At 62.3% G+C, this 22,242-nt stretch carries 20 protein-coding genes; 12 read left to right on the top strand and 8 right to left on the bottom strand.

All coding sequences use genetic code 11. The features are described 5' to 3' along the window. Window positions 1-68: 68 nt before the first annotated feature. The 4 genes from AC097L_RS19340 (at window position 69) to AC097L_RS19325 (ending at window position 4,297) form a co-directional block, all read left to right on the top strand. Entirely contained in the window at window positions 69-545 is a 477-nt protein-coding gene (locus AC097L_RS19340) for a hypothetical protein (RefSeq protein WP_479588347.1), read from the top strand. 336 nt (window positions 546-881) lie between these two features. Then, on the top strand, window positions 882-1,214 hold the full coding sequence (locus tag AC097L_RS19335) for a PAS domain-containing protein (protein WP_479588447.1): 333 nt from the start codon (window positions 882-884) through the stop codon (window positions 1,212-1,214). After that, on the top strand, window positions 1,215-2,540 hold the full coding sequence (locus AC097L_RS19330; protein WP_479588346.1) for a sensor domain-containing diguanylate cyclase: 1,326 nt from the start codon (window positions 1,215-1,217) through the stop codon (window positions 2,538-2,540). Continuing rightward, complete coding sequence (locus tag AC097L_RS19325) at window positions 2,537-4,297, top strand: putative bifunctional diguanylate cyclase/phosphodiesterase (protein ID WP_479588345.1); 1,761 nt, start codon at window positions 2,537-2,539, stop codon at window positions 4,295-4,297. Before AC097L_RS19330 ends, AC097L_RS19325 begins: the two co-directional genes overlap by 4 nt. Window positions 4,298-4,360: 63 nt before the next feature. On the opposite strand, the gene AC097L_RS19320 is transcribed toward AC097L_RS19325, so the two are convergent. Together AC097L_RS19320 and AC097L_RS19315 are read right to left on the bottom strand one after the other, a co-directional pair. Next, on the bottom strand, window positions 4,361-4,549 hold the full coding sequence (locus AC097L_RS19320) for a hypothetical protein (protein ID WP_479588344.1): 189 nt from the start codon (window positions 4,547-4,549) through the stop codon (window positions 4,361-4,363). Further along, a complete protein-coding gene (locus AC097L_RS19315) occupies window positions 4,521-5,324 on the bottom strand; it encodes a DODA-type extradiol aromatic ring-opening family dioxygenase (RefSeq protein ID WP_479588343.1) in 804 nt (267 codons plus the stop codon). The genes AC097L_RS19320 and AC097L_RS19315 overlap by 29 nt, the downstream gene beginning before the upstream one ends. A gap of 75 nt (window positions 5,325-5,399) precedes the next feature. Here AC097L_RS19315 and AC097L_RS19310 point away from each other — a divergent pair, with 75 nt between their 5' ends. Beyond that, the gene (locus AC097L_RS19310; RefSeq protein WP_479588342.1) at window positions 5,400-6,299 is read left to right on the top strand and encodes a LysR family transcriptional regulator; all 900 of its coding nucleotides are present in this window, start codon (window positions 5,400-5,402) and stop codon (window positions 6,297-6,299) included. A 15-nt stretch (window positions 6,300-6,314) separates the two neighbouring features. On the opposite strand, the gene AC097L_RS19305 is transcribed toward AC097L_RS19310, so the two are convergent. The 5 genes from AC097L_RS19305 to AC097L_RS19285 form a co-directional block, all read right to left on the bottom strand. Further along, window positions 6,315-7,967: a sensor domain-containing protein gene (locus AC097L_RS19305; RefSeq protein ID WP_479588341.1), complete on the bottom strand. Its 1,653-nt coding sequence runs from the start codon at window positions 7,965-7,967 to the stop codon at window positions 6,315-6,317. 186 nt (window positions 7,968-8,153) lie between these two features. Further along, a complete protein-coding gene (locus AC097L_RS19300) occupies window positions 8,154-9,005 on the bottom strand; it encodes an HDOD domain-containing protein (protein WP_479588340.1) in 852 nt (283 codons plus the stop codon). Window positions 9,006-9,099: 94 nt separating this feature from the next. Continuing rightward, window positions 9,100-10,512 carry an exonuclease domain-containing protein gene (locus AC097L_RS19295; RefSeq protein ID WP_479588339.1) on the bottom strand — a complete coding sequence of 471 codons (1,413 nt, stop codon included), beginning with the start codon at window positions 10,510-10,512 and terminating at the stop codon, window positions 9,100-9,102. Between the two features lie 46 nt (window positions 10,513-10,558). Next, window positions 10,559-11,716 carry a YncE family protein gene (locus AC097L_RS19290; protein ID WP_479588338.1) on the bottom strand — a complete coding sequence of 386 codons (1,158 nt, stop codon included), beginning with the start codon at window positions 11,714-11,716 and terminating at the stop codon, window positions 10,559-10,561. Window positions 11,717-11,750: 34 nt separating this feature from the next. Then, complete coding sequence (locus AC097L_RS19285) at window positions 11,751-12,575, bottom strand: creatininase family protein (protein WP_479588337.1); 825 nt, start codon at window positions 12,573-12,575, stop codon at window positions 11,751-11,753. A 187-nt stretch (window positions 12,576-12,762) separates the two neighbouring features. Between AC097L_RS19285 and AC097L_RS19280 the strand changes: the two genes are divergently transcribed. The 7 genes from AC097L_RS19280 (at window position 12,763) to AC097L_RS19250 (ending at window position 21,147) form a co-directional block, all read left to right on the top strand. Beyond that, window positions 12,763-13,584 (top strand): HDOD domain-containing protein, encoded by an 822-nt coding sequence (locus AC097L_RS19280; RefSeq protein ID WP_479588336.1) that lies wholly within the window; start codon window positions 12,763-12,765, stop codon window positions 13,582-13,584. A 463-nt stretch (window positions 13,585-14,047) separates the two neighbouring features. Further along, the gene (locus AC097L_RS19275; protein WP_479588335.1) at window positions 14,048-15,322 is read left to right on the top strand and encodes an ABC transporter substrate-binding protein; all 1,275 of its coding nucleotides are present in this window, start codon (window positions 14,048-14,050) and stop codon (window positions 15,320-15,322) included. Window positions 15,323-15,391: 69 nt separating this feature from the next. Next, window positions 15,392-16,273: a carbohydrate ABC transporter permease gene (locus tag AC097L_RS19270; RefSeq protein ID WP_479588334.1), complete on the top strand. Its 882-nt coding sequence runs from the start codon at window positions 15,392-15,394 to the stop codon at window positions 16,271-16,273. Window positions 16,274-16,287: 14 nt separating this feature from the next. Next, entirely contained in the window at window positions 16,288-17,100 is an 813-nt protein-coding gene (locus AC097L_RS19265) for a carbohydrate ABC transporter permease (RefSeq protein ID WP_479588333.1), read from the top strand. A 148-nt stretch (window positions 17,101-17,248) separates the two neighbouring features. Then, window positions 17,249-19,495 (top strand): glycoside hydrolase family 2 protein, encoded by a 2,247-nt coding sequence (locus AC097L_RS19260; protein WP_479588332.1) that lies wholly within the window; start codon window positions 17,249-17,251, stop codon window positions 19,493-19,495. Window positions 19,496-19,507: 12 nt separating this feature from the next. Then, window positions 19,508-20,593 (top strand): ABC transporter ATP-binding protein, encoded by a 1,086-nt coding sequence (locus AC097L_RS19255; RefSeq protein ID WP_479588331.1) that lies wholly within the window; start codon window positions 19,508-19,510, stop codon window positions 20,591-20,593. Window positions 20,594-20,811: 218 nt separating this feature from the next. Continuing rightward, window positions 20,812-21,147: an SMR family transporter gene (locus AC097L_RS19250; protein WP_479588330.1), complete on the top strand. Its 336-nt coding sequence runs from the start codon at window positions 20,812-20,814 to the stop codon at window positions 21,145-21,147. A gap of 32 nt (window positions 21,148-21,179) precedes the next feature. Here the strand turns inward: AC097L_RS19250 and AC097L_RS19245 are convergent, their stop codons facing one another. Next, the gene (locus AC097L_RS19245; protein WP_479588329.1) at window positions 21,180-21,980 is read right to left on the bottom strand and encodes a phosphate/phosphite/phosphonate ABC transporter substrate-binding protein; all 801 of its coding nucleotides are present in this window, start codon (window positions 21,978-21,980) and stop codon (window positions 21,180-21,182) included. Between the last annotated feature and the right edge of the window lie 262 nt (window positions 21,981-22,242).

The raw sequence follows: 22,242 nt of genomic DNA, 5'->3' as shown, positions 1-22,242 counted from the left end.
GGCTGCCGTACGTCATGTGCGCGTAACAAATTGTTGCAAGAATGGTGTTTTGCTTTTTACAGGCGACCATGGGGCTTACCAAAACCGACAAAGCGCGCGCCGAACTGCAACCCGGGCAGCGCAGCCTGGGCCAGCGTGAACGGGCCTTGCTGCTGCTGGCCGACGGGCGCAAGACGGCGCACGAAATAGGTGCCTACCTGGGGCACGAGGGCGAGCAGCTGGTGCTGCAGTTGCTGCGGGACGGCTACCTCACGCACCCACCGGCGGTGGCTGCGCCGGTGGCGGCCGACCCGTTTGACGGCAAGCGCTCCATGGCCACGACCCGGATGTTTTTGTTTGACATCTGCGAGCGCATGTTCGCCCGGCGAGCGCCTGCCCTGGCCGAATCCTTGCGCGAAGCCCTGCGCAACGCCCGCGACCGCGCTTCCATGCTGGATGTCAGCCACACGATACTGGCCGAAGTGGAAAGTGCGGCGGGGCCAGAGCGCGCCAACGCACTGCGTGAACGTATCGCTTTGCTGCTGCCCGAGGCCTTAGCCGCTTAAACCGTCCAACGGATCGCGTTAAACCCCAGGTGTGGCATCCATTCCCACAGCAACAGCAAAGTGTCTGCGAAGGCCGGCGTATTCGGGATGCCTGCAGTCACCCTTGCAGTCGCTGACTCTCTCTCTTTTTGGAGTGCTATTGAATTTACGCATGGGTTTTCAAATTTAAGCATGTGTTTTCAAACGGGATCAGGGGCATTCTGAAAAGACCGTGTTGGCGAAGCCTGCCTCAGGTATAAAGGAATCATTTTCTACTAGTATCTGGGAGTGCTTGACTTGATTGCATTAAAACCATTATTTTTTGACGATGCTGACATAGTCGCGCGCTTGGCAGCAATGGGCTCGGTGGAGCTGGATGCCCTGGATTTCGGTGTTATCGGTTTTAACGCAGAGACCGTGGTCACCACGTACAACGCATTTGAATCCAAGGCAGCCGGTTTGTCGCCCGAGCGCGTGATAGGCCAACCCTTGTTTGCAGTCGTGGCCCCTTGTATGAACAACTTTATGGTGGCGCAGCGTTTTGACGATGCCGCCGCACAGGGTAAAGCACTGGATGCGACCATTGACTACGTGCTGACCCTGCGCATGCGGCCTGTGAAGGTGGCACTGCGGTTGTTGGCCCAGCCCGGGCAGGCAATGCGCTATGTGTTGGTGAATCGGTGCCGCTAGATGTCCAATACCGAAATGGATACCGCCAGTGAATATGAAGCTTTGCTTCAGTTCCTGTACCTTGCACCCGTGGGGCTGGCGCAGACCACGCTGACCGGCGAGATCGTGATGATCAACCCGCTGTCCGCCCGATTGCTGATGCCGCTGTCGCGCGATGGCGACCTGGCCAATCTTTTCACCGCACTGGAGCCGGTAGCGCCCGAACTGCGTAAGCTGGTGAATGACTTTATGGCCCCCTCTGGCCAGGTGTGTGACGCATTGCGCATGCAGGTGAATGCCGGCATACCCGGCAAGAGAGATCCGCAAATGCTGGACATCACCCTGCTGAAGCTGGACGCGCTGCGCCTGATGGCCGTGATCAGGGATGTGACACTCGAAGCCCAACGCGAGCGCGAGCTCAAGCAAAACGATGCCTGGTTCAATGCCATCTTGACCGGTATTACCGACTACGCCCTGGTCAGCCTGGATGCCCAGGGCTGTGTGGTGGAATGGAATGCCAGCATTGGCCGGGTGACCGGTTTCAGCGCGGATGCCGTGTTGGGCCAACCGTTTTCGATTTTTTACCCGGTGGAGGCCATCACGCCTGACCGGTTGCGTGACCGACTTCGCGAGGCCGACGATAACGGTTGGAGCCTGGACGACGGCTGGCGCACCAAGGCCGACGGCCAGCGCTTCTGGGGCAGCGCCATGGTGGCGCCCCTGCGTGAGCGTAGCGAGCTCTCCGTTAGCGCCAATGCACTAGCGCCGCACCCGGGTGAACCGGCCTACTGCCTGGTGATACGCGACATCTCCGACAAGCGCGAGGCCAATGAGCGGTTGCGCCAGGCCACCGCCTGCGACCACCTGACCGGCATCGCCAACCGACGGGCATTTTTTGAAGCGGCAAATCTTGAGTTGGAGCGGGCCAGCCGCTCGCCGCGGCAGACCTCGTTGATTTTGTTCGACGTAGACTTTTTCAAGCAGGTGAATGACAGCTACGGCCATCCGGCCGGGGATGCCGTGCTGCGCCAACTCGCCACCCTGTTGACGGCGACTTTCCGGCTGGTGGACGTGGTGGCTCGGGTGGGCGGCGAAGAATTCGCCGTGCTGTTGCCGTCGACTAGCCTGGAGGCCGCGACCGCGGTAGCCAACCGCCTGCGCGAGGCGGTGGCGGCGCAAACCGTGCAGGTGGATGGCGCCGTCATTCGTTACACCTTGAGCGGTGGTGTAGCCACCTTGGCCGATCCTGTGGACGGCTTGGATGCGCTGATGAAACAGGCAGACCGGGCCCTATATGCCGCCAAGGCTGCCGGGCGCAACCGCATCGGCACCGAGGTGGCTGTATGAATGTGTACGCGGCCACCGAAGCCTACGAGGCGCTGATCCAGTTTCTGTACCGGGCACCGATTGGCCTGGCCCAGACCAATCTGGACGGCAGCATAGAGATGGCCAACCCGATGTGTGCCCAACTGCTGATGCCGGTATCGCCCGATGGCAGCCTGGACAATCTGTTTGCCACGCTGTCCGAAGTTGCGCCCCATTTGCGCGGCTTGGTAGAGGGTTTTGCGGCATCCAGCGGTGTGGTGTGCGAGTCGGTGCGCATCCCGTTGCAGCCGGATACGCGGGGCGAGGCCGTTCCCCAGGTGCTGTCGTTCAGCCTGTTGAAGCTGGACACCAACCGGCTGATGGCGGTGATCAACGATGCCACGCTGGAAGTGCAGCGTGAACAGCAAGGTCTGGCCCGCCGACTCAGCGCCGCCGCCCGGGTGGACAACCTGACCCGCATGCCCAACCGTGCGGTGGTGTTGGAGCGTTTGCAACTGGCCATGCAACGGGGGCCAGCGGATACGGGCAATGCGTTCGGCGTGCTGTTTTTGAACTGCGACCGCTTGAAGCAGATCAACGATGCCCAGGGCCACGCGGCTGGCGATGAGGTGCTGTCCATGCTGGCCGACCGTCTGCGTACCAACTTGCGTTCACACAGCCGTATGGGCCAGCCCCATGGGGATGAATACATGGCGGCGCGTATTGGCGGAGACGAGTTTGCGGTCGTGCTGGACGATCTGGAGCAGCCGGACGATGTGCACATCGTGGCGCAGCGCCTGCTCGATGTGCTGGCCAAGCCTTACGGCATTGGCGCCCACCAGCTGCACTGCAGTGTCAGCATAGGCATTGTGCTGCGAGCCCAGGCCAATGGGGATGCCGATGCAGTGTTGCAATGCGCCAGCATTGCCATGGTCGAAGCCAAGCGCGCCGGGGGCGGGCGCTACGTGGTGTTTGAGCCTGCCATGCATGCCCGCGCAGCGCAGCGCTCGGGTACCGAAGCCGAGTTGCGCCTGGCGCTGGCCGAAGGGCAGTTGTTTGTGGTGTACCAGCCGGTGGTCGGCCTGCTGGGCCCTGAGCGGGCCGATGGCTCGGTAGACCGCTGCGCGGGCGTTGAAGCATTGGTGCGCTGGCAGCACCCCACGCGGGGCGTGGTGCCGCCGTTTGAATTCATTGGCGTGGCCGAAGACTGCGGTCTGATCTGTGCGCTGGGCGACTTTGTGCTGGCCACCGCCTGCCGCCAGTTTGTGCAGTGGCAGACCCTGCTGGGGGCCAGGGCACCGCGCCTGCTGGCCGTCAATCTGTCGCGGGCTCAACTGGCCCAGCCCGGCTGGGTGGCGTTTGTTTCCGAGCTGCTGCGCAGCATTGGGATGGCCCCTGCGCAGCTGCAGCTGGAGGTCACCGAAAGCCTGGCCGCGCAAGACGAAACCGTGCAAACCTGCTTGCACGCGCTCAAAGCGCTGGGCTTGACACTGGCGCTGGACGATTTCGGCACCGGCTATTCTTCGCTGGCCAGCTTGCATTTGCTGCCGGTAGATACCGTCAAGATCGACCGGTCATTTGTGTGCCAGGCCGACACCAGCCACCACCACCGCGTGCTGATCGAGGCCACGGTGCGGGTAGCCCACAGCCTGGGCATGGGCACGGTGGCCGAAGGTATTGAAACCGAAGCCCAGGCCGCCGTAGTGCGCACCTTGCAGTGTGAAAAAGGCCAAGGCTATTTGTTCAGCCGACCGCTGCTGGCCGACGACCTGGTGCGCTGGATCAACGCAAGCGATTGACCAAGGGAAAAACGGCACCTGGCGTCCGTTCTACCTGCACAAGCAGCTATCAAATATATAGTTTTAGAGGGTTGACAATGCGGTATGCAGCCAGGCTAAAAAGTCCGCCTGCATCGCCGCGCTGATGCCGTGGTCGATGGGGTAGCGGTAGCTTTGGGTAGCCACGCCCAGGGCGGCCAGCAGCAGCTCGGAGCGCTCGGCCCACACCAGCGGCAACTTGCTGTCAATGGGTGGCGGGCAGACCCCAGGCATACGATTCCATCGAGAGTACGCCGTGAGTGATACCACCGGCGATCACGCTGGGGGCTTCCAGGTCGCTGCGTGCGCCCATGGCTACCAGCAGGGGCAAATAGTGCTCTTCGCTGGGATGGGCGCGCGCAGCGTGGGGGGCCAGGCGGCGGTAGTCCACCAGTTGGTCCACCGCGTTGCCGGTGACGGCCTGGCGGATCCAGTGGGTAAATTCGACCGCGTAGTCGGCGGTCCCCGCGTGGGCGTGGCGGAACTCGTACAGGTTGTGCGTCATGCTGCCCGATGCCAGCACCAGCACGCCTTGCGCCCGCAGCGGTGCCAGGGCCTGGCCCAGCCGCAGGGCTCCGGCGGTGTCCAGGTCGTGCGGCATCGACACTTGCAACACGGGGATATTGGCTGCAGGCAGCAGATGGCGCAGAGGCACCCAGGCCCCGTGGTCCAACCCGCGGTGCGCGTCCAGCGCCACCGGCCAACCCGCGTCGGCCAGCACGCGCTGCACCTCGGCGGAGATGGCCGGGGCACCGGGCGCGGGGTAGCGCAAGGTGTACAGGGCCTGTGGAAAGCCGCCAAAGTCGTGCACCGTCTCGGGTGCGGCGCTTGCCATCACCTGCACACCGCGCGTCTGCCAGTGCGGTGACACCACCAGCACAGCGGTAATGCCTTGCAGCGTCTGGCCCAGCGTGGCTAGCAAAGGGCCAAGTGTGCCGGGCTCAAAGGCAAACGTGGGGGCACCGTGGGATACGAACAGGACCGGAGCGAGGGTGGGTGTGGATGTCATAGCCGCTACTTTATAAGCTGTTCCATCAGAGATAAACGGCATTAAATAAGATTAATTGTTTCACTGAGAGGCACAATGGACCGTTTTCTGGAAATGCAAACCTTCAGCGCCGTGGTGGATGCGGGCAGCTTCGTCAAGGCTGCCGAGGCGCTGGGTCTGTCCAAGGCCGCCGTGTCGCGCTACGTGGGCGAGCTGGAGGCGCGGCTGGGTGTACGCCTGCTGCAGCGCACCACACGCCGCCTGTCGCTTACCGAAGAAGGCCAGGTTTTCTACGCACGCAGCAAGGAGCTGTTGGCCGGGGTGGAGGAGGCCGAGATGGAAGCCACCTCGCGCAGCGCTGCCGCCAGCGGCCTGCTGCGCATCAACGCGCCGGTGACCTTCGGCAACCTGCACCTGGCCCCGCTGTGGGGCGTGTTCCGCAGCCAGCAGCCGCAGGTGGCGCTGGACATCACCTTGTCTGACCGGGTGGTGGACCTGGTGGAGGAGGGCTATGACGTGGCCATCCGCATTGCCAGCCTACCCAGCTCCACCCTGGTCAGCAAGCGGCTGGCCAGCACACGCATGGTGCTGTGCGCGTCGCCTTCCTACCTGGCCCGGTACGGTACGCCCCAGCACCCGGCAGACCTGGCCGACCACGCGGTGACAGCCTACCGCTACTGGGCCAGCAAAGACGAATGGCACTTTGATGGCCCGGCTGGACCGGTCAGCGCCAAAACCCGCCCCTGCATGCACACCAACAGCGGCGACACCTGCCGCGCCGCCGCGCTGGCGCACCAGGGCATCATCCTGCAGCCTACGTTTTTGGTCGGTGGCGACCTGGACTCGGGCACGTTGGTGGAGCTGATGCCGCAGTACCGCTCGCTGACGATGGGCATCTACGCCGTGTACCCCACGCGCAAACACGTGTCGCCCAAGGTGCGGGCGCTGGTGGATTTTTTGGCTACGCATTTTGCCCAGCCCCGGTTAGGGTGGTGAGGCGTTCGCGTGGCGTTAGCCTGAACTTTCGGGGGTGAAGAAGCGGTAGGTGTTTTTGCCTGCGTGCTTGGCGGCGTACATGGCGCTGTCGGCGTTGCGGACCAGCTCCGCGGCCGTTTTGCCACCGCTGGGGTGCAGGGCAATGCCCACTGAGGCCCCCACCTGCACCGGGTGGCCGCGCAGCACCATCGGCGCATGGATGGTGGCGACGATGCGGGCAGCGATGTGCGCCACATCCTCCTGGTTCAGCGGGTTGTCCAGCAGGATGATGAATTCGTCGCCACCCAGCCGGGCCACGGTGTCGTTTTGCCGCACCAGGGCCAGCAGGCGCTGCGCGATGTGCACCAGCAGCTCGTCTCCCACGTCATGGCCCAGCGTGTCGTTGATGTGCTTGAACTGGTCCAGGTCCAGAAACAGCAAGGCCAGTTTGCGCGGTTCGCGGACGGTTTGGGTAATCAACTGGCCCAAGCGTTCGGTCAGCAGTTGGCGGTTGGGCAGGTCGGTCAAGGGGTCGTGCAAGGCCAGGTGGCGGATGCGTTCGTCTTTGTGCCAACGCTCGGTGATGTCGTTGAACACCGACACAAAACGGTCGGGCGTGTCAGCCGAGCCGGGGATGGTGGTCACGCTCTGCCATTCCAGAAAAGCCTGGCCGTTTTTGTGCCGGTTCCACAGCTCACCGGCCCAGTGCCCGCGCTCGGCCAGCGCCTGGGCAATGGCGGTGTAGAAAGCTGTGTCGTGGTGGTGGGATCGCAGCATCTGGGACTGGCATCCCAGCGCCTCCTCGGCGGTGTAGCCGGTGATGGCGCTGAAGGCCGGGTTGACCGACAAAATCAGGCCTTCGGCATCCGTCACCATGATGCCGTTGATGGTGTTGTTGAAGACGCTGGCGGCCAGCTTGAGTTCGCTCTCGGTGGTTTTGAGGTAGGTCACATCGTTGACCAGCACAAAAAAGCCCACTACATCGCCCTGCGCATTCAGGTCGGGGATGTAGTGCACCAGCGTGTAGACGGTGCTGCTATCGGCCTTGACCACGCTACGCTCGAACTGCTGGCGAACGCCTGCCAGTGCCGCTTGTATGTAGCTTGCGTACAGTGTGCAGATGGCCTCGCCCAGCAACTCCAGCATGCTGCTGCCGATGGCATCTTCGGACTGGATGTTGAACCACTCCCGGTAGGGTTTGTTGGCAAAGTGGCAGCGCAGGTCTTTGTCCCAATACGCCACCTGGCTGGGCATGGCATCGGTGATGGTCTGGACGAAGCGTGCGCTCTCGGCCAGCTCGCGCGCCACTGCCTCGGCATGCTGGCGCGCATCCAGCAGTTCGGACGCGACCTGGTGGCTTTGCGACACCATAAAAAACACCCAGTAGTAGCAGTCTGCGCCCGCATGCAGACCGCGCTGGCAGTTCACCGTGACCGGGATGCTTTGGTGGTCGGCGGTTTGCACCTGCAGGTGCAGGTCGTTGGCCATGCCTTGGCTGCGCAGCAGGTTCCACACCCGGGTCTGCAAAAAAAGCCAGCTGTGCCGTGGCAGCAAATCTTCCATCGAGCAGTGCTGCAGTTGCTGCGCCGTGCGGCCTACCAGTGTGCACAAACTGTGGTTTGCGGCCTGGATGGTGCCCAAGGGGTTGGTCACCAGCACTGGGCAGGGAAGGTGGTTCAGCGTGTCCATGGCGGCGGCCGGTTTGCGAACAAAGTGGCCCCCAAACCCTGGATACGGGGATGGCCGACGTGGTCGCGCGGTAGCGTGTAAATAGGATGTCCCCTGGTGCGGCTTAGCTTTTTACGCCGTTTATAGCAGCAGATGGGGCCGCCCGTGCGGGCTTGGGGCGCTGCCCGTGCAGGCTGGGTTGGCGCGCTAAAGGTCGGCCACAATTTTGTGCAAATAGGCCAGTGCGATGCGGGGTGTGGCGTTCAGCAGCCCTGCGATCGCCTCCACGTCGTCGGCCAGGGCCGGGTTGTCCCAGCCGTGCAGGGTGTGGCGGGCTACCCGCACGGCCAGCACCACGTTGAGCACATTGGCCTGTTCGGCGTGGCGGGTGTCGCTGATGCGCACCAGCAGGGCGGGCAGCCGCCATTGGCGCATCAGCTCCTGGGCCAGGTCGTCCAGTTCGATGTGCAGCACGGTTTGCTGGATGGCCGCGCTGCGCAGGGCCGGATCCGCCTGCTGCGCGGCGTGGATGGTCAGGGCCAGCGTGGGCGCGTGGCACCACAGCAGCAGCTCGGCAAAGTCGTGCAAAAACGCGGCGTGCAGGATCACGTCTACATCCATATCCGCCCGGTGCACCGCAAAGCCCAGCGCAAACAGGCGGGCGCGCTCGGCCCGCAGCAGCAGGTCCTGCACGGCGGCCAGCGCCTGCGGCTGGTCTGCCAGCCGGTCTTCTACCGTGGGCTGTGGGCCAAAGTGGCGGAAAAATGGGGCCATACCCAGCATCACCAAGGCCCCGGTGATGGTTTCGGTTTTGCTGGAATCCATGGCGTGCGCATCAGGGCGGCGCAGGCTGGCCACATGGGCCATCACCTTGATGGTCATCAGTGGATCGGTCTGGATGATTTTGGCCAGCATGGCCGCGTCCACGTCGTCTTCCTGGGGGCGCAAGGCCTCCAGGGCGCGGGCGGTCTCGGCCATCACCGGGATCTCGGCCGTGGTGCAGTAGCGGGTCCAGGCGGCCAGGTCGGGCAGGGCTTCGGTGAGTTGGGGGGTGGACATGTAAGCCAATGTACTGCACCAGGGCGTAAAGCACCAATATTTAGTGCCAAATAGGCCGCTAGCGCATATTCAATCTACACAGTGTGCTATCAAACTAGGAATTTCTGCCCAGCCGCACGACCTGCCCGGCCCGCGCCTTGGCCAGGGCTTTGCTCAGAATCTTGTAGGTGTCGAAGTCAAACGCCGTCTGGCAGGACTCCAGCAGCTCGGCCACTTCTTCTTCGCTTTTGGCGGTACCCAGGTAGCGCCAGTCGCGCAGCACGTGCAGGTCGCGGCCTTCGCGCAGGCCGATGGGGCCGGGGTGGGGCCAGCGCTGCACTTTGTGGCGGGCCAGGGCGGTGAGCAGGGCCAGGTTGTGCTGGGCCAGGGGCTGGGTGCCCACGCAGGCCCCAGCGCACTGGCGGATCTGGTGGGCGAAGCAGGGGCGGCCGGGGGCCAACTTTTCCAGGCCCAGAACGCCCCGGCACAGGCCCTGGGTAGTGGCCAGGGTTTCCAGCAGCTGCAGGGCTTCGCGGCGCGAGCGGAACGGGCCGAACAGGTTGTCTTGCACGCCCAGGGCGATGTCCGGGCCGTTGACCAAACGCGGCACCATCGGGGCCACTGTCATTGTGGATAGGGCGCTGGTGTCGTCGAGCTGCCAGGCGTGCAGATCGTGCTGGCGGCGCAGTTGCACGTTCATGCTGGGCTGCTTGCTTTTGACCCACTGGGCTTCGAGCAGCAGCGCGCCGACCTCGCCCTCGGTCTCCAGCCAGTCGATGTCGGCCACCTGTTGGCTCAGGCGCATTTCTTTGGGTTTGCTCAGCGCCGCACTGAAGTGGGCCAGCACACGACTGCGCAGGTTTTTGCTTTTGCCGATGTACAGCGGGCGGCGCTGTGCGTTGTAAAACACATACACGCCGGGGGTTTCGGGCAGGCGGTCGATGTGCTCGGCATCCAGCTGCGGCGGCGCGGCGGGGCGGGCCGACAAGGCGTTGACCGCCCCGTGCAGCGTGGCGGCATCGAAGCGGGTGTGCAGCACTTGCCAGAACTGGGCCAGCGCATCGGCATCGGCCAGGGCACGGTGGCGCGCGGGCATTTGCAGGCTGTGGGTGGCTATCAGGGTGTCGAGGTTGTGCCGCGCCTGGGTAGGGAACAGGCGGCGCGAGAGCTGCACGGTGCACAGCACGGGGGCCTGCCAGGCGATGCCGCAGGCCTTGAATTCGGCGCGCAAAAAGCCATAGTCGAAGCGCGCGTTGTGGGCCACAAACAGCTTGCCGCGCAGCCTGTCCAGTATCTCGGCGGCCACGGCCTCGAACGGCGGCTGGTCGGCCACCATGGTGTCGTCGATGCCGGTGAGCTTCTGGATGAAGGCCGGGATGCGCGTGCCGGGGTGGATCAGTTGGCTCCAGCGGCGCACGTGGGGGCCGTCTACTTCGACGATGCCGACTTCGGTGATACGGTCACGTCCGGCGCTGCCGCCGGTGGTTTCAATGTCTACAAAGGCCAGGGGCGGGAAATCAAGGTGCATTCGTACAGCCTAGCACCGCTTTGCCAAGCTTCGCCCGCCACAGGCTTTAGCGCATATTGCCGGTATGCCCCAGCGAGTAGCGGCCTGGCTGCGGCCAGACGGTCAGGCCGTGCGGCTCGGCACCGACCTTGATGGATGTGACGGCACCGGTCGTGGTGTCGAAGGCGTAGACCACGTCGTCGAACCGGCCCGACAGCCACAGGGTTTTGCCATCGGCGCTGACGTTGCCCATGTCGGGACTGCCGCCGCCAGGGATGGGCCAGGTGGCCACCACTTTGCGGCTGGCGAAGTCGAGCACCGACACGCTGCCTTTGCCTTTGCGCTGGCCGTGCACCATGTTGCTGCCGCGGTTGGAGATGTAGAGCTTGCTGCCGTCGCGGCTGGGGTACAGGCCGTGGGCACCGGTGCCGGTGGGGATCAGACCGATCTTGGTGAAGCTGTCGCCGTCCACCACGTGGATGCCGTCGGCCATCATGTCGGCCACATAGAAGACCTTGCCGTCGGGTGCGATGCGGATGTCTTGCGGCATGCCTTTTTTGTCCAGCAGCAGGTAGCCCAGTACCTTGCGGTTGACCATGTCGATCTTGGCCAGCTTGCCGCCGAATTCGCAGGTGAACAGGGCGTAGCGGCCGTCGATGGCGAAGTCGGCGTGGTTGATGCCCTTGCACTCGGGCACTTCCAGGCTGGACTGCAGCGCCATGGTGTGGGCATCGCGAAAGTCCAGCCGGGCATGGGCTTCAGCCACCACGATGGCCTGCTTGCCGTCGGGGGTGAAATACATGTTGTAGGGGTCGTCCACCGGCACGTCCTGGCCGGGCTTGCCGGTTTTGGGGTCGATAGGCGTGAGGCTGCCGCTGTTTTTGCCTTCGGCATTGTTGGCCACCCACAGGGTTTGCAGGTCCCAGGCGGGCACCACGTGCTGCGGGCTGTGGCCCACCGCAAACTTGTCCACCACCTTCATGGTGGCGGGGTCGATCACGTACACGTCGTTGGAGCGCAGATTGGGCACGTAAATGCGCGGCAGGGCGGTGGCGGCAGTGGGGCTGATACGGCCTGCACCGGCTTCGCTATACAGGTTGCTGGCATTGACCACTGGCGGCATGCCGGGCACGGTGGCAATAGTGGAAATGGGGGCCGCCCAGGCGCTGTGGCATAAGGCCAGAGAAGTGGCAATGGAAGCGGCAAATGGGATAAGTTTGTGCATGGAGTAGGGGGCCAGTGAAAGAAATAACGTGAATCTAGCGTGTTGCCGTGGTGGCTTTAAGCGCTTGCACGGTTTGGCTGACGATGGCATCTATACCGAGCTGGCCCAGTTCTGCCGTGGCGCGGTGCGGGTCGCCGCCATACACGCCGTCGGCCTGGCCTAGCTTGGGGCCGCTACGCAGTGCATCTTGGCGCACCATATGCGGTGCCACGGCCATCAGCAAAGCGGTGTCGGCCAGGCCGGCGTGGGTGCCGATTTCGTCCTCGCGGATGCCGTGCTGGCGCAGTATTTGGGCGTAGCCGTCGGAACTGGTGCGGTAGTAGACCTCGGGCAGGATGGCCTTTGCACCAGAGTTGGCCCAGCTTTTGTTCAATTGGGCCACCACCTGCTGCACGTCTTTCAGGTAGCCGCCGTGGTCACCCAGAAACACCACATTTTGGAAACCATGCACCTTGAAGCTGTTGGCGGCGGATTCCAGGGTTTTTTGGAACACGTCAACGGGCACGGTGATGGTGCCGGGGAAGCGCATGTGGGAACTGGTGGGCGCCGTGCCGCCCTCGGGCACGTAAGCGATCACCGGGGCCACTAGGGCGTTGCCCAGGCCTTCGGCGATGCGCTGCGACAGCACTTTGACCCGCGCGTTGTGCTTGCCCAGCGCCACATAAGGCCCGCTTTGCTCGGTACCGCCGATGGGCACCAGGATGGTGGTTTTGCCCTGGCGCACCTGGTCGCGCAGCTCGGTCCAGGTCAGGTCCTCCAGAAACACGGTGTGCGGAGTCTGGGCCCAGACGGCGTGGCTGGCGAAAAGCAGGGCTGTGGCCGCCAGTATGGTCTGCGCGCGAAGAAAGGGGTGGTGCATAAAAGTGTTCCGGGAAAGTGCCATAGACCGAGCCTTGTGAGTGTCCACAGTTCCCAAACCCGCACTTTGTTTCAAGTCAAGGCGGGGTAAAGCCGTTTGGATATGGGGTGTGGGAATTAGGTTTACGGGGGGAGAAACGGACTATATTCAAGGCTATTTTCTGCGCTAATCCACCGAGAGCAGCCTTATGAAATTTGAAGAACTGACCGCCTCTGACACCTTGATCCCGTCGCTGCCCGTGGCGGTGGCGCAGATTTTCGGTGAATTTCAAAAGCCTGAGCCGAATATCCGCCAGATTACGGACTTGGTTTCTGGCGAAGTGGGGCTGACGGTGCGGGTGCTGCGCCTGCTCAACTCGGCCCGCTATGGCAGCGGCGGCCGCATTGGCACCATTGAGGCCGCGGTTCCGCTGTTGGGCCTGAAAGCCACCAAGCAACTGGTCAGCGCCGCGGCGGTGGGTGGGGCTTTTCGTGCGGTGCCGGGGGTCAACCTACCCGAGTTCTGGCGGCACAGCCTGGACGTAGCCAAAATCGCCCAGTCGCTGGCCGCTTCGATGCGGCTCGACCCGGGGCTGGCGTTCACCGCTGGTTTGCTGCATGGCGTGGGCGATCTGGTGATGAGGATGGCCATGCCCGACCAAGCCTGTATGCAGCCCCACTTTGCCCAGGACAGCAACCGTTACGCCAGGCAGGTAGCAGAATTGGGCTACTCCTATGCCGATGTAGGTGCCGCATTCGCGACCAAATGGCGCTTTCCGCAAGAAATTGTGGATGCTATCCAGCACCACCCGAACCCGCAGGACGACGTGGCCGCCGACACCCTGGCTGGCATTCTGTACCTGGCCTCCTGGGGTGGGCGGGCCCATGAACTTGACCTGGACACGCCCAGCATGCTGGAGCAGTACCCGCACCGCGTGGCCGACGCGATTGGCTTTACCGACGAGGTGCGGCTGTGCTCGGAAGACGCGATCGAATGGACGCGGCCCGACGAGGCTGGAGATTTCGCCTGAGCTTGTTGCTCACCCCCAGGCTGCGCTGCGCTTCGCCAACCCCATTGCAGGGGGCGATACCAGTGGCCTGGCGGAGCCAGTTCCACGGTATCCCTGGGGTGACGGTCAACCTTTAGTCAGGGCGCTCGATTTGCACATGAAATAGGCCTCTGGCCTATACATTGCATTCGCTAGTAGCTATTTATTTAGTAGCAAATATCGGTGCGTATTTACGGCGCGCGGCCTTAGTTAAAAAATATGATGAATAAAACGCCTTGATACACGCATGTGCCATGCTTGTTGCGCGTTAGTGGGTGCGCTTTGGATGTTTTTGGGCTTCAGGGTATTCCCTTGGTGGATTCTGGGGTGTTTATTTGTATTATTAATGGAGGTGAGCGGCCCCGGCCAGCCATCTGAATCTGGGGTCTTTGCGGTTGCCACCCGCAAGACCCCGGCAACATCCAAAGAGACGAAAGAACACACCATGCATTTTGCGAAACGTACCACCGCACAGGCAGCAGCCGCTTTGGCTTTGGCCTCCATGGGCCTGATGACCGCTGCGGCGGTATCGGCCAAAGAAGTGACCATTTGGGCCTGGGACCCGAACTTCAACATCGCCATCATGAAGGATGCCGCCGCCCGCTACACCGCCAAGCACCCGGATGCCACGTTCAAGATCGTGGACATGTCCAAGAGCGACCTGGAGCAAAAACTGCAAACCACGCTGGCTTCGGGCGTGACCAAATCATTGCCCGACATCGTGCTGGTAGAAGACTACAACGCGCAAAAATACCTGCGCTCCTTCCCTGGCTCGTTCGAGTCGATGACGGGCAAGGTCAACTACGCCGGGTTTGCCAAGTACAAGGTGGACCTGATGACGGTAGACGGCAAAACCTACGGCCTGCCGTTCGACTCGGGCGTGACTGGCATGTACTACCGCAAGGATTTGCTGGCCAAGGCCGGTTTCTCCGAGAAAGACATGGAAAACATCACCTGGGACCGCTACATCGAGATTGGCACCAAGGTCATGGCCACCACCGGCAAGAAGATGCTCGGCATTGACCCCAATGACAACGGCCTGATCCGCGTGATGATGCAGTCCGCCGGGCGCTGGTACTTCGACAAAGACGGCAAGCTCGACATCAAGGGCAACCCCGCCCTCAAGGCTGCGCTGGAAACCCAGGGCAAGCTGTTCAAGTCGGGCATCGTCAAGCCGGTGACCAACTGGGCCGAGTACGTGGGTGCGGTCAACAAGGGTGATGTGGCCAGCATCACCACCGGCGTGTGGATCACTGGTGCAGTGAAGTCCGAGAAGAGCCAGTCAGGCCTGTGGGCCGTGGCCCCTACCCCGAAGCTGAATGTGGCGGGTGCCACCCATGCGTCCAACCTGGGCGGCTCCAGCTGGTACGTGCTGTCGGGTGGCAAAGAGAAGGCCATGGCGGTGGACTTCTTGAACGAAATCTACGCCAAGGACGTGGACTTCTACCAAAGCATACTGACCTCGCGTGGCGCGGTAGGCACCCTGATGGCCTCCCGTGCGGGCAAGGCATACAGCGAGGCCGATCCGTTCTTTGGCGGTTCGCAGGTATGGCTGCGCTTTAGCGACTGGCTGGAAAAAGTGCCCAGCGTGAACTACGGCATGTTCACCTACGAAGGCGATGCCGCCGTGTCGGCCCAGTTGCCCGCTCTGGCCAACGGCATCCCGGTGGACCAGTTGCTGGACAAGATCCAGCAACAACTCGCGGCCCAGGTGAAGTAATAAAGCCTTTGGGTTCCACAGGGGCGGCAAGCGGGCCGCCCCTTTCGCTTTTGTCCACCGGAGTGTTTTATGCCGCAAGCCAGCAGGCGTAGTTTTTTCAATATCAACGGGTGGGTTTTTGTGTCGGCGGCGCTGCTGCTGATCGCCACCTTCATGGTCTACCCGATTGGTAAATCGCTGTGGATGTCGCTGCACGCGGGGCAGGGCACCATGGTGCGGTTCATCGGCCTGGGCAACATCGAGCGCCTCAGCAGCGACCCGATGTTCCTGCGGGCGCTGACCAACACCTTCATCTTTCTGGTCGTGCAAGTGCCCATCATGATCATGCTGGCCCTGGTGATGGCCTCATGCCTGAACATGCCGAACCTGCGTTTTCGGGGGCTGCTGCGTACTGCCGTATTCTTGCCCTGCGTGACTTCGCTGGTGGCGTATTCGGTGCTGTTCAAAAGCATGTTTTCTTACGACGGCCTGGTCAACGCCACGCTGCTGTATGTGGGGGTGATCGACCAGCCAGTGCCCTGGCTGACCGACCCGTTCTGGGCCCGGGTGGTGGTGATTGCCGCCATTACCTGGCGCTGGACCGGCTACAACATGATCTTCTACCTGGCAGCCATGCAGAACGTGGACAAGTCGATCTACGAGGCCGCCCGCATCGACGGCATCTCGGCCACGCGCCGGTTTTTGTCGATCACCATTCCGGTGCTCAAACCTGTGATTTTGTTCACCACCGTCACGTCCACCATCGGCACCCTGCAGATGTTTGACGAGGCTTTGAACATCACCAACGGCGGCCCGGCCGACAGCACGCTCACCCTGTCGCTGTACATCTACAACCTGTCGTTCAAGTTTGTGCCCAACTTTGGCTACGCGGCCACGGTGTCGTACGTGATTGTGGTGCTGGTGGCGATATTGGCGTTCTTCCAGTTTTACGTAGCGCGGGAAAAGGAGTAATAGGAGTGATGCATATGTCCATTGAAAAAATCCGCATGGCGTTTATTTACCTGTTTTTGGGGGTGATGGCATTTTTGTCGATATTCCCGTTCTTATGGATGGTGATCAGTGCCACCAATGAGAGCCACGACATCACCAAAGGGAAATTAACATTTGGTACGGCGATGGTGGCGAATTACCAAAAATTCGCCAGCCTGTTTGATGTGGGGTTGATATTCTGGAATTCCGGGAAAATCGCCGTACTGGGTTCAGTACTGACGCTGTTGGTATCGTCCCTGGCCGGTTATGGATTCGAGGTTTTTAAATCGCCCATCCGCGAGCGGCTATACCAGGGTATTTTGGTGTCGATGATGATTCCATTTGCCACGTTGATGATTCCGCTGTTTATTCTGTTGGCATCGTTCGACATGCTGGACACCCACATGGCGGTGATCTTGCCCACCGTCGCCTCGGCCTACATGGTGTTTTATTTTCGGCAAAACACCAAGGCGTTTCCGTCGGAGTTGCGGGATGCAGCGCGGGTCGACGGCCTGAAAGAGTGGCAAATATTCTTGTTTGTCTACGTGCCCGTGATGCGCTCCACCTATGCTGCGGCTTTCATTATTGTGTTTATGGCCACCTGGAATAGTTTCTTGTGGCCGCTGATTGTGCTGCAGTCGGTGGAGCTGAAAACCATTACCCTGGTTTTATCGTCTCTGGGTTCTTCGTATACGCCCGATTTTGGCGTGATCATGGTTGCCACGATTATGGCCACCATTCCCACACTCGCCGTTTTCTTTGCCATGCAACGCCAATTCGTTGAAGGCATGCTTGGCTCTGTTAAATAGGCACACCCCCAGGCTGCAGTGCTTCGCATCTTTCGCCAACCCCCTTGCAGGGGGGCAACACCAGCAGCCTGGCAAAGCCAGTTCTGCGGTGTTTCTGGACGGTGCGCGTGCTGTCTGCACAAGAGTTAATAATTAATAAGGTTTAAATATGCGTTCGGTTCAAAAAATAAATGATGGTTGGATTTTTCATGCCGATTTTTCGCAAGACTTGATTGCGAATGCCAAGACGGGCGAAACGGTTCGGTTGCCGCACAACGCGGTCGATCTGGAGATGAATTACTTCGACGAAAAGTCTTTCCAGAAAGAGTTTGGCTACCAGCTCCAACTACCTTGGCAGCCCGCCTTCGAGCGGCAAGAGGTCGCCCTGGTGTTCGACGGCTCCATGGCCAACACGGTAGTCTGGGTCAACGGCCAGCAGGTCGCGCAGCATGCCGACGGCTACACGCCTTTCGAGGCGCGGCTGACCGGGTTACTCCTAGAGGGCGACAACCTCGTCACCGTCAAGATCGACGGCAGCGAAAACCCCGACATCCCGCCCTTCGGCGGCCAGATTGACTACCTGACCTACGCCGGCATCTACCGCGACGTGTGGCTCAAGGTGACGGATGCGGTATCCGTTGCCCGCCTCAAGGTGGAAACCGCCTTGGAGCTCAGCGATGGCAAAACAGCCACGGTGATCGGCACCCTGGCCAACCCGCGTGGCGTGGCGCTGGCAGGCACGGCGCGGGCCGAGCTGTGCACGCTGGACGGCACGGTGCTGCAGCAGCAGACGGTGGCCTTCACCGGCGAAACGGTGCGCGTGGTGTTCGAGAACCTGGCGGGCTTGGCGCTGTGGGAGCTTGACTCGCCCCAGCTCTACCGCATGGCCCTGCATATAGCCACCCCTGACGGCCAAGATGCGCTGGACACCCGCTTCGGCTTTCGCACCGCGCGTTTTGCCAGCGATGGCTTTCGCCTGAACGGCAAGCTGCTCAAAATCCGCGGCCTGAACCGCCACCAGTCCTACCCCTACGTGGGCTACGCGATGGGCCGCCGCGCCCAAGAGCTGGATGCCGACATCCTCAAAAACGAGCTGCACTGCAACCTGGCGCGCACCTCGCACTACCCGCAGTCGCCGTATTTTCTGGACCGCTGCGACGAGATTGGCCTGCTGGTGTTTGAAGAAATCCCCGGCTGGCAGCACATTGGCGGGGCAGTCTGGCAAGACGAGTCGGTGGAGAACGTGCGCCGCATGGTGCAGCGCGACTGGAACCACCCCAGCATTATTCTGTGGGGCGTTCGCATCAACGAATCGCGCGACGACCACGACTTCTTTGTCCGCACCAACGCCATGGCCCGCGCCCTGGACACCACCCGCCAGACCGGCGGTGTGCGCTGCATTGAAAACAGCGAGCTGCTGGAAGACGTGTACACCATGAACGACTTCTTCCACATCGCCCCCGCCGACTGGCTGCCCGGTCGCACCCCGGCACCGCTGCGCCAAACCCGCGACGTGACCGGCCTGGCCCATGATGTGCCCTACCTGGTGACCGAGTTCAACGGCCACATGTACCCCACCAAGCGCATCGACCCCGAGGACCGCCAGGCCGAGCACGCCACCCGCCACCTGGAGGTGCTGAACGCCGCCTACGCCAACCCGCAGATCGCCGGAGCCATAGGCTGGTGCATGTTTGACTACAACACCCACAAAGACTTTGGCGCGGGCGACCGCATCTGCCACCACGGCGTGATGGACATCTTCCGCGCGCCCAAGTTTGCCGCCGCCGTCTACGCCAGCCAGTGCCCACCCCAGCAGCAGGTGGTGCTGGAGCCCGTGACGTACTGGGCGCGCGGCGAGAAAGACCGCTGTGAAGTGCTGCCCCTGCTGGTGCTCACCAACTGCGACTACATCGAATTCCAATTTGGCGACTTCCCCGTGAAGCGCGCCGAGCCCGACCGCGCTAAATATCCGCACCTGCCGTACGCCCCCGTCACCATCGACAGCCGCCAGGTGGACATGGCCGAGGTGGGGGCCTGGGGCATGCAGTGGCTGGACTGCACGATTACCGGCTATGTGGGCGGCCAGGCGGTTGCCCACGTCACCCTGAGTGGCAACCCGCTGCCCACAACGCTGGAGGTGGTGGCCGACAGCACCACGCTGCTGGCAGGTGAAAAAGATGCCGTGCGCTTCACTGTGCGAGCCCTCGACCAGTGTGGCCGCGTGCTGCCGTTTTTAGACGACGTGGTGGCGGTGGAAGTCAGCGGCGGTGCCCAACTGCTGGGGCCGGAGCTGGTTCTGTTCAAAGGCGGCGTGGCGGTCTTCTGGGTGGAAAGTACCGGCGCACACGTCGATACCCAGGTGGTGGTGTCTACCCGGCGGCTGGGCCGCCAAGTTTTGACGCTCACAGCGGCGTAAGGAGCGGAAAAAATGGCAGACGTCAAACTCACCCAAATCACCAAATCCTTCGGCAATACCGACGTGATCCGGGGCGTGGACCTGGAGATCAATAAAGGCGAATTCGTCGTCTTCGTCGGTCCGTCCGGCTGCGGCAAGTCCACGCTGCTGCGCATGGTGGCGGGCCTGGAAGACATCACCAGCGGCGACCTGGACATCGGCGGCCTGCGCGTCAACGACGTAGACCCGTCCAAGCGCGGCATCGCCATGGTGTTCCAGTCGTATGCGCTGTACCCGCACATGACGGTGCGCGAGAACATGGGTTTTGCCCTGCGCTTTGCGGGGGCCTCCAAAACCGAGGTGGCCACCAAGGTAGATGCCGCCGCCAAGGTGCTGGGCTTGGGCCCGCTGATGGACCGCAAGCCCAAAGCCCTGTCCGGCGGCCAGCGCCAGCGGGTGGCGATTGGCCGCGCCATCGTGCGCGACCCCAAAGTGTTTTTGTTCGACGAACCCCTGTCCAACCTGGATGCCGAGCTGCGCGTGCACATGCGCATCGAAATCGCCCGGCTGCACCGCGAGCTGGGCTCCACCATCATTTACGTCACCCACGACCAGGTTGAGGCCATGACCCTGGCCGACAAAATCGTGGTACTGCGCGCAGGCCAGGTCGAGCAGGTGGGCGCGCCGCTGGAGGTATACGATAACCCGGCCAACACCTTCGTGGCGGGCTTCATCGGCTCGCCGAAGATGAATTTTCTCGATGGGCAAGTGCGCGGTGCGGACGGCGCGCTGTGCCACGTGGAGCTGCCTGGTTTTGGCGGCAAAGTCGTGTCCATCCCGTTCACCGGCCCGGCACCCGCCACCGGGGCCGAGGTGACGGTAGGCGTGCGCCCCGAACACTTCCGGGAGGACGGTGACGGCCACCTGCAGCTCACCATCGACATGCTGGAGCACCTGGGCGGCGAAACCTTTGCCTACGCCCGCGCGGCATCCGGCAGCCTGATGGTCATCAAAACCGAGCACGGCCGCGGCCTGCGCATGGGCCAGGCGTTTGATGCCCGGTTCCAGACCCGGCTGGCCTTGCTATTCGACCGCAAGACCGGCGCCCGTATTTATTAACTTGCTCCCTCCCCTTCCGGGGGAGGGTTGGGGTTGGGGCTGGACCCTGATTTATATCAAAAAAGCCCCCAGCGCTTATTCCATAAGCGCAAGTAGCTATCAAAAATATAGTAATTGCCAGCATGCATGTCGCGCCCCGGCCAGAAGCCGTCGTACCGGTGCGGGCGGGCAGGGCCGATTGGGTCAAGACTGCGGGTTACTTGCGCCTCCGCATCCCTATGACTGCCTCTTACGCCTACCTCTTCATCGCCATCGTCGCCGAGGTGGTCGCCACCAGCTTCCTCAAAAGCTCCGACAGCTTCACCCGGCTGTGGCCCAGCATGGTCACGGTGGTGGGCTACGCGATTGCCTTTTTGTTTTTGTCGCTCACCCTGCGCACCATGCCCACCGGCATCGCCTACGCCATCTGGTCGGGCACGGGCATCGTGCTGATCTCGCTGGTGAGCTGGTGGTGGTTCGGCCAAAACCTGGACCTGCCCGCCATCGCGGGCATGGGCTTGATCATCGCCGGGGTGGTGGTGGTGAACGTGTTTTCCAAGACGGCAGGGCATTGAGCGGGCGCATGCATTCCCGCATTGCTGCTTTTTTATAAGTGCGCCAGCCCCAGGGCCAAGGCCTGCCGGTCCATGTCCTTCATGCCCGCGTAGGCGGCTGCGCCTACTTCTTCAAACCCGGCGATCAGCAGCTCTGCCCGCGTGGTGGCCAGGGCTGGGTCGGCCATAGCCTGGTGCAGGCTGGTGCGCAGCCAGGCCAGTAGCGCGGGTGGGGTGCCCAGGGCGGTGATCAGCGGCGTGCCCGGCGCACTGGCGGTGCGGCCCAGGATGCGGATGCCTTCCACGGCCTCGGGCTGGAAGCGCTGGAACTGCGCGTAGCTGATGCAGTCGATAGCCGCAATATCCGCCTGCCCGCTGCGCACCAGGGCCAGCGATTCGACGTGCGCCCCCGAGGCGATGGCCCGCGCAAAGAACTGCCCATCTACCGCGAGTGGTGCCACCATGTCGCGCAGACTGCGGTAGCCCGACTGCGAATCGGTCGAGTTGTAGGCCGCCCCCCGGTGGCGAAAAGCCGCCAGGCTGCTGCCCGGGTCGTCCGCACGGCACACCAGGTAGCTGCTGTAATGGATGCCGTCGCAGCCTGGTGCCGTGTAGCGGAACGCCCCCACCAACTGCACCCGCCCCTCCAGCGCGTCCACCATCTGGTAGCCGCAGCATTGGCTGAGCAGCAGGTCGGGCCGCAGCCAGTGGGCGGTAAGGTCGGCGTTGGTGGGTATATGCAGCTCGGCAGGTACGTCGGCCAAACCAGCCACGCGGAGACACTGGGCGACGGTGCGCCATAGCGCGGCACTGCCTGCCGGGTGGGACAGGTACATGGGGAGGGAGGCGATCATGGGGGGTGCGCTATTAAAAAAAGAGCTGCTTACGCCTATGGAATAAGCACAGAAGGGCTAAACGATACGCAAATTAGGTTGCATGTTAATTCGTCCCGTATGCAATATTTTTTGACTTGCACTGTCCTAGTCTAATGAATTCGTACACACAGATAGGTGCAAATCACCTGGGTAGTAAAAGTGACGAAATCGAAACGAAGAGTCTTTGACGCGAGCTTCAAACTGCAAGTTGTTGAGATGATCCGGGCGCAAGGCCTGGGCA

Source organism: Rhodoferax sp. RT5P35, assembly GCF_056521385.1.
Note: the sequence above shows the minus strand (reverse complement) of the source record. Positions and strands in the feature narration are given on the sequence as shown.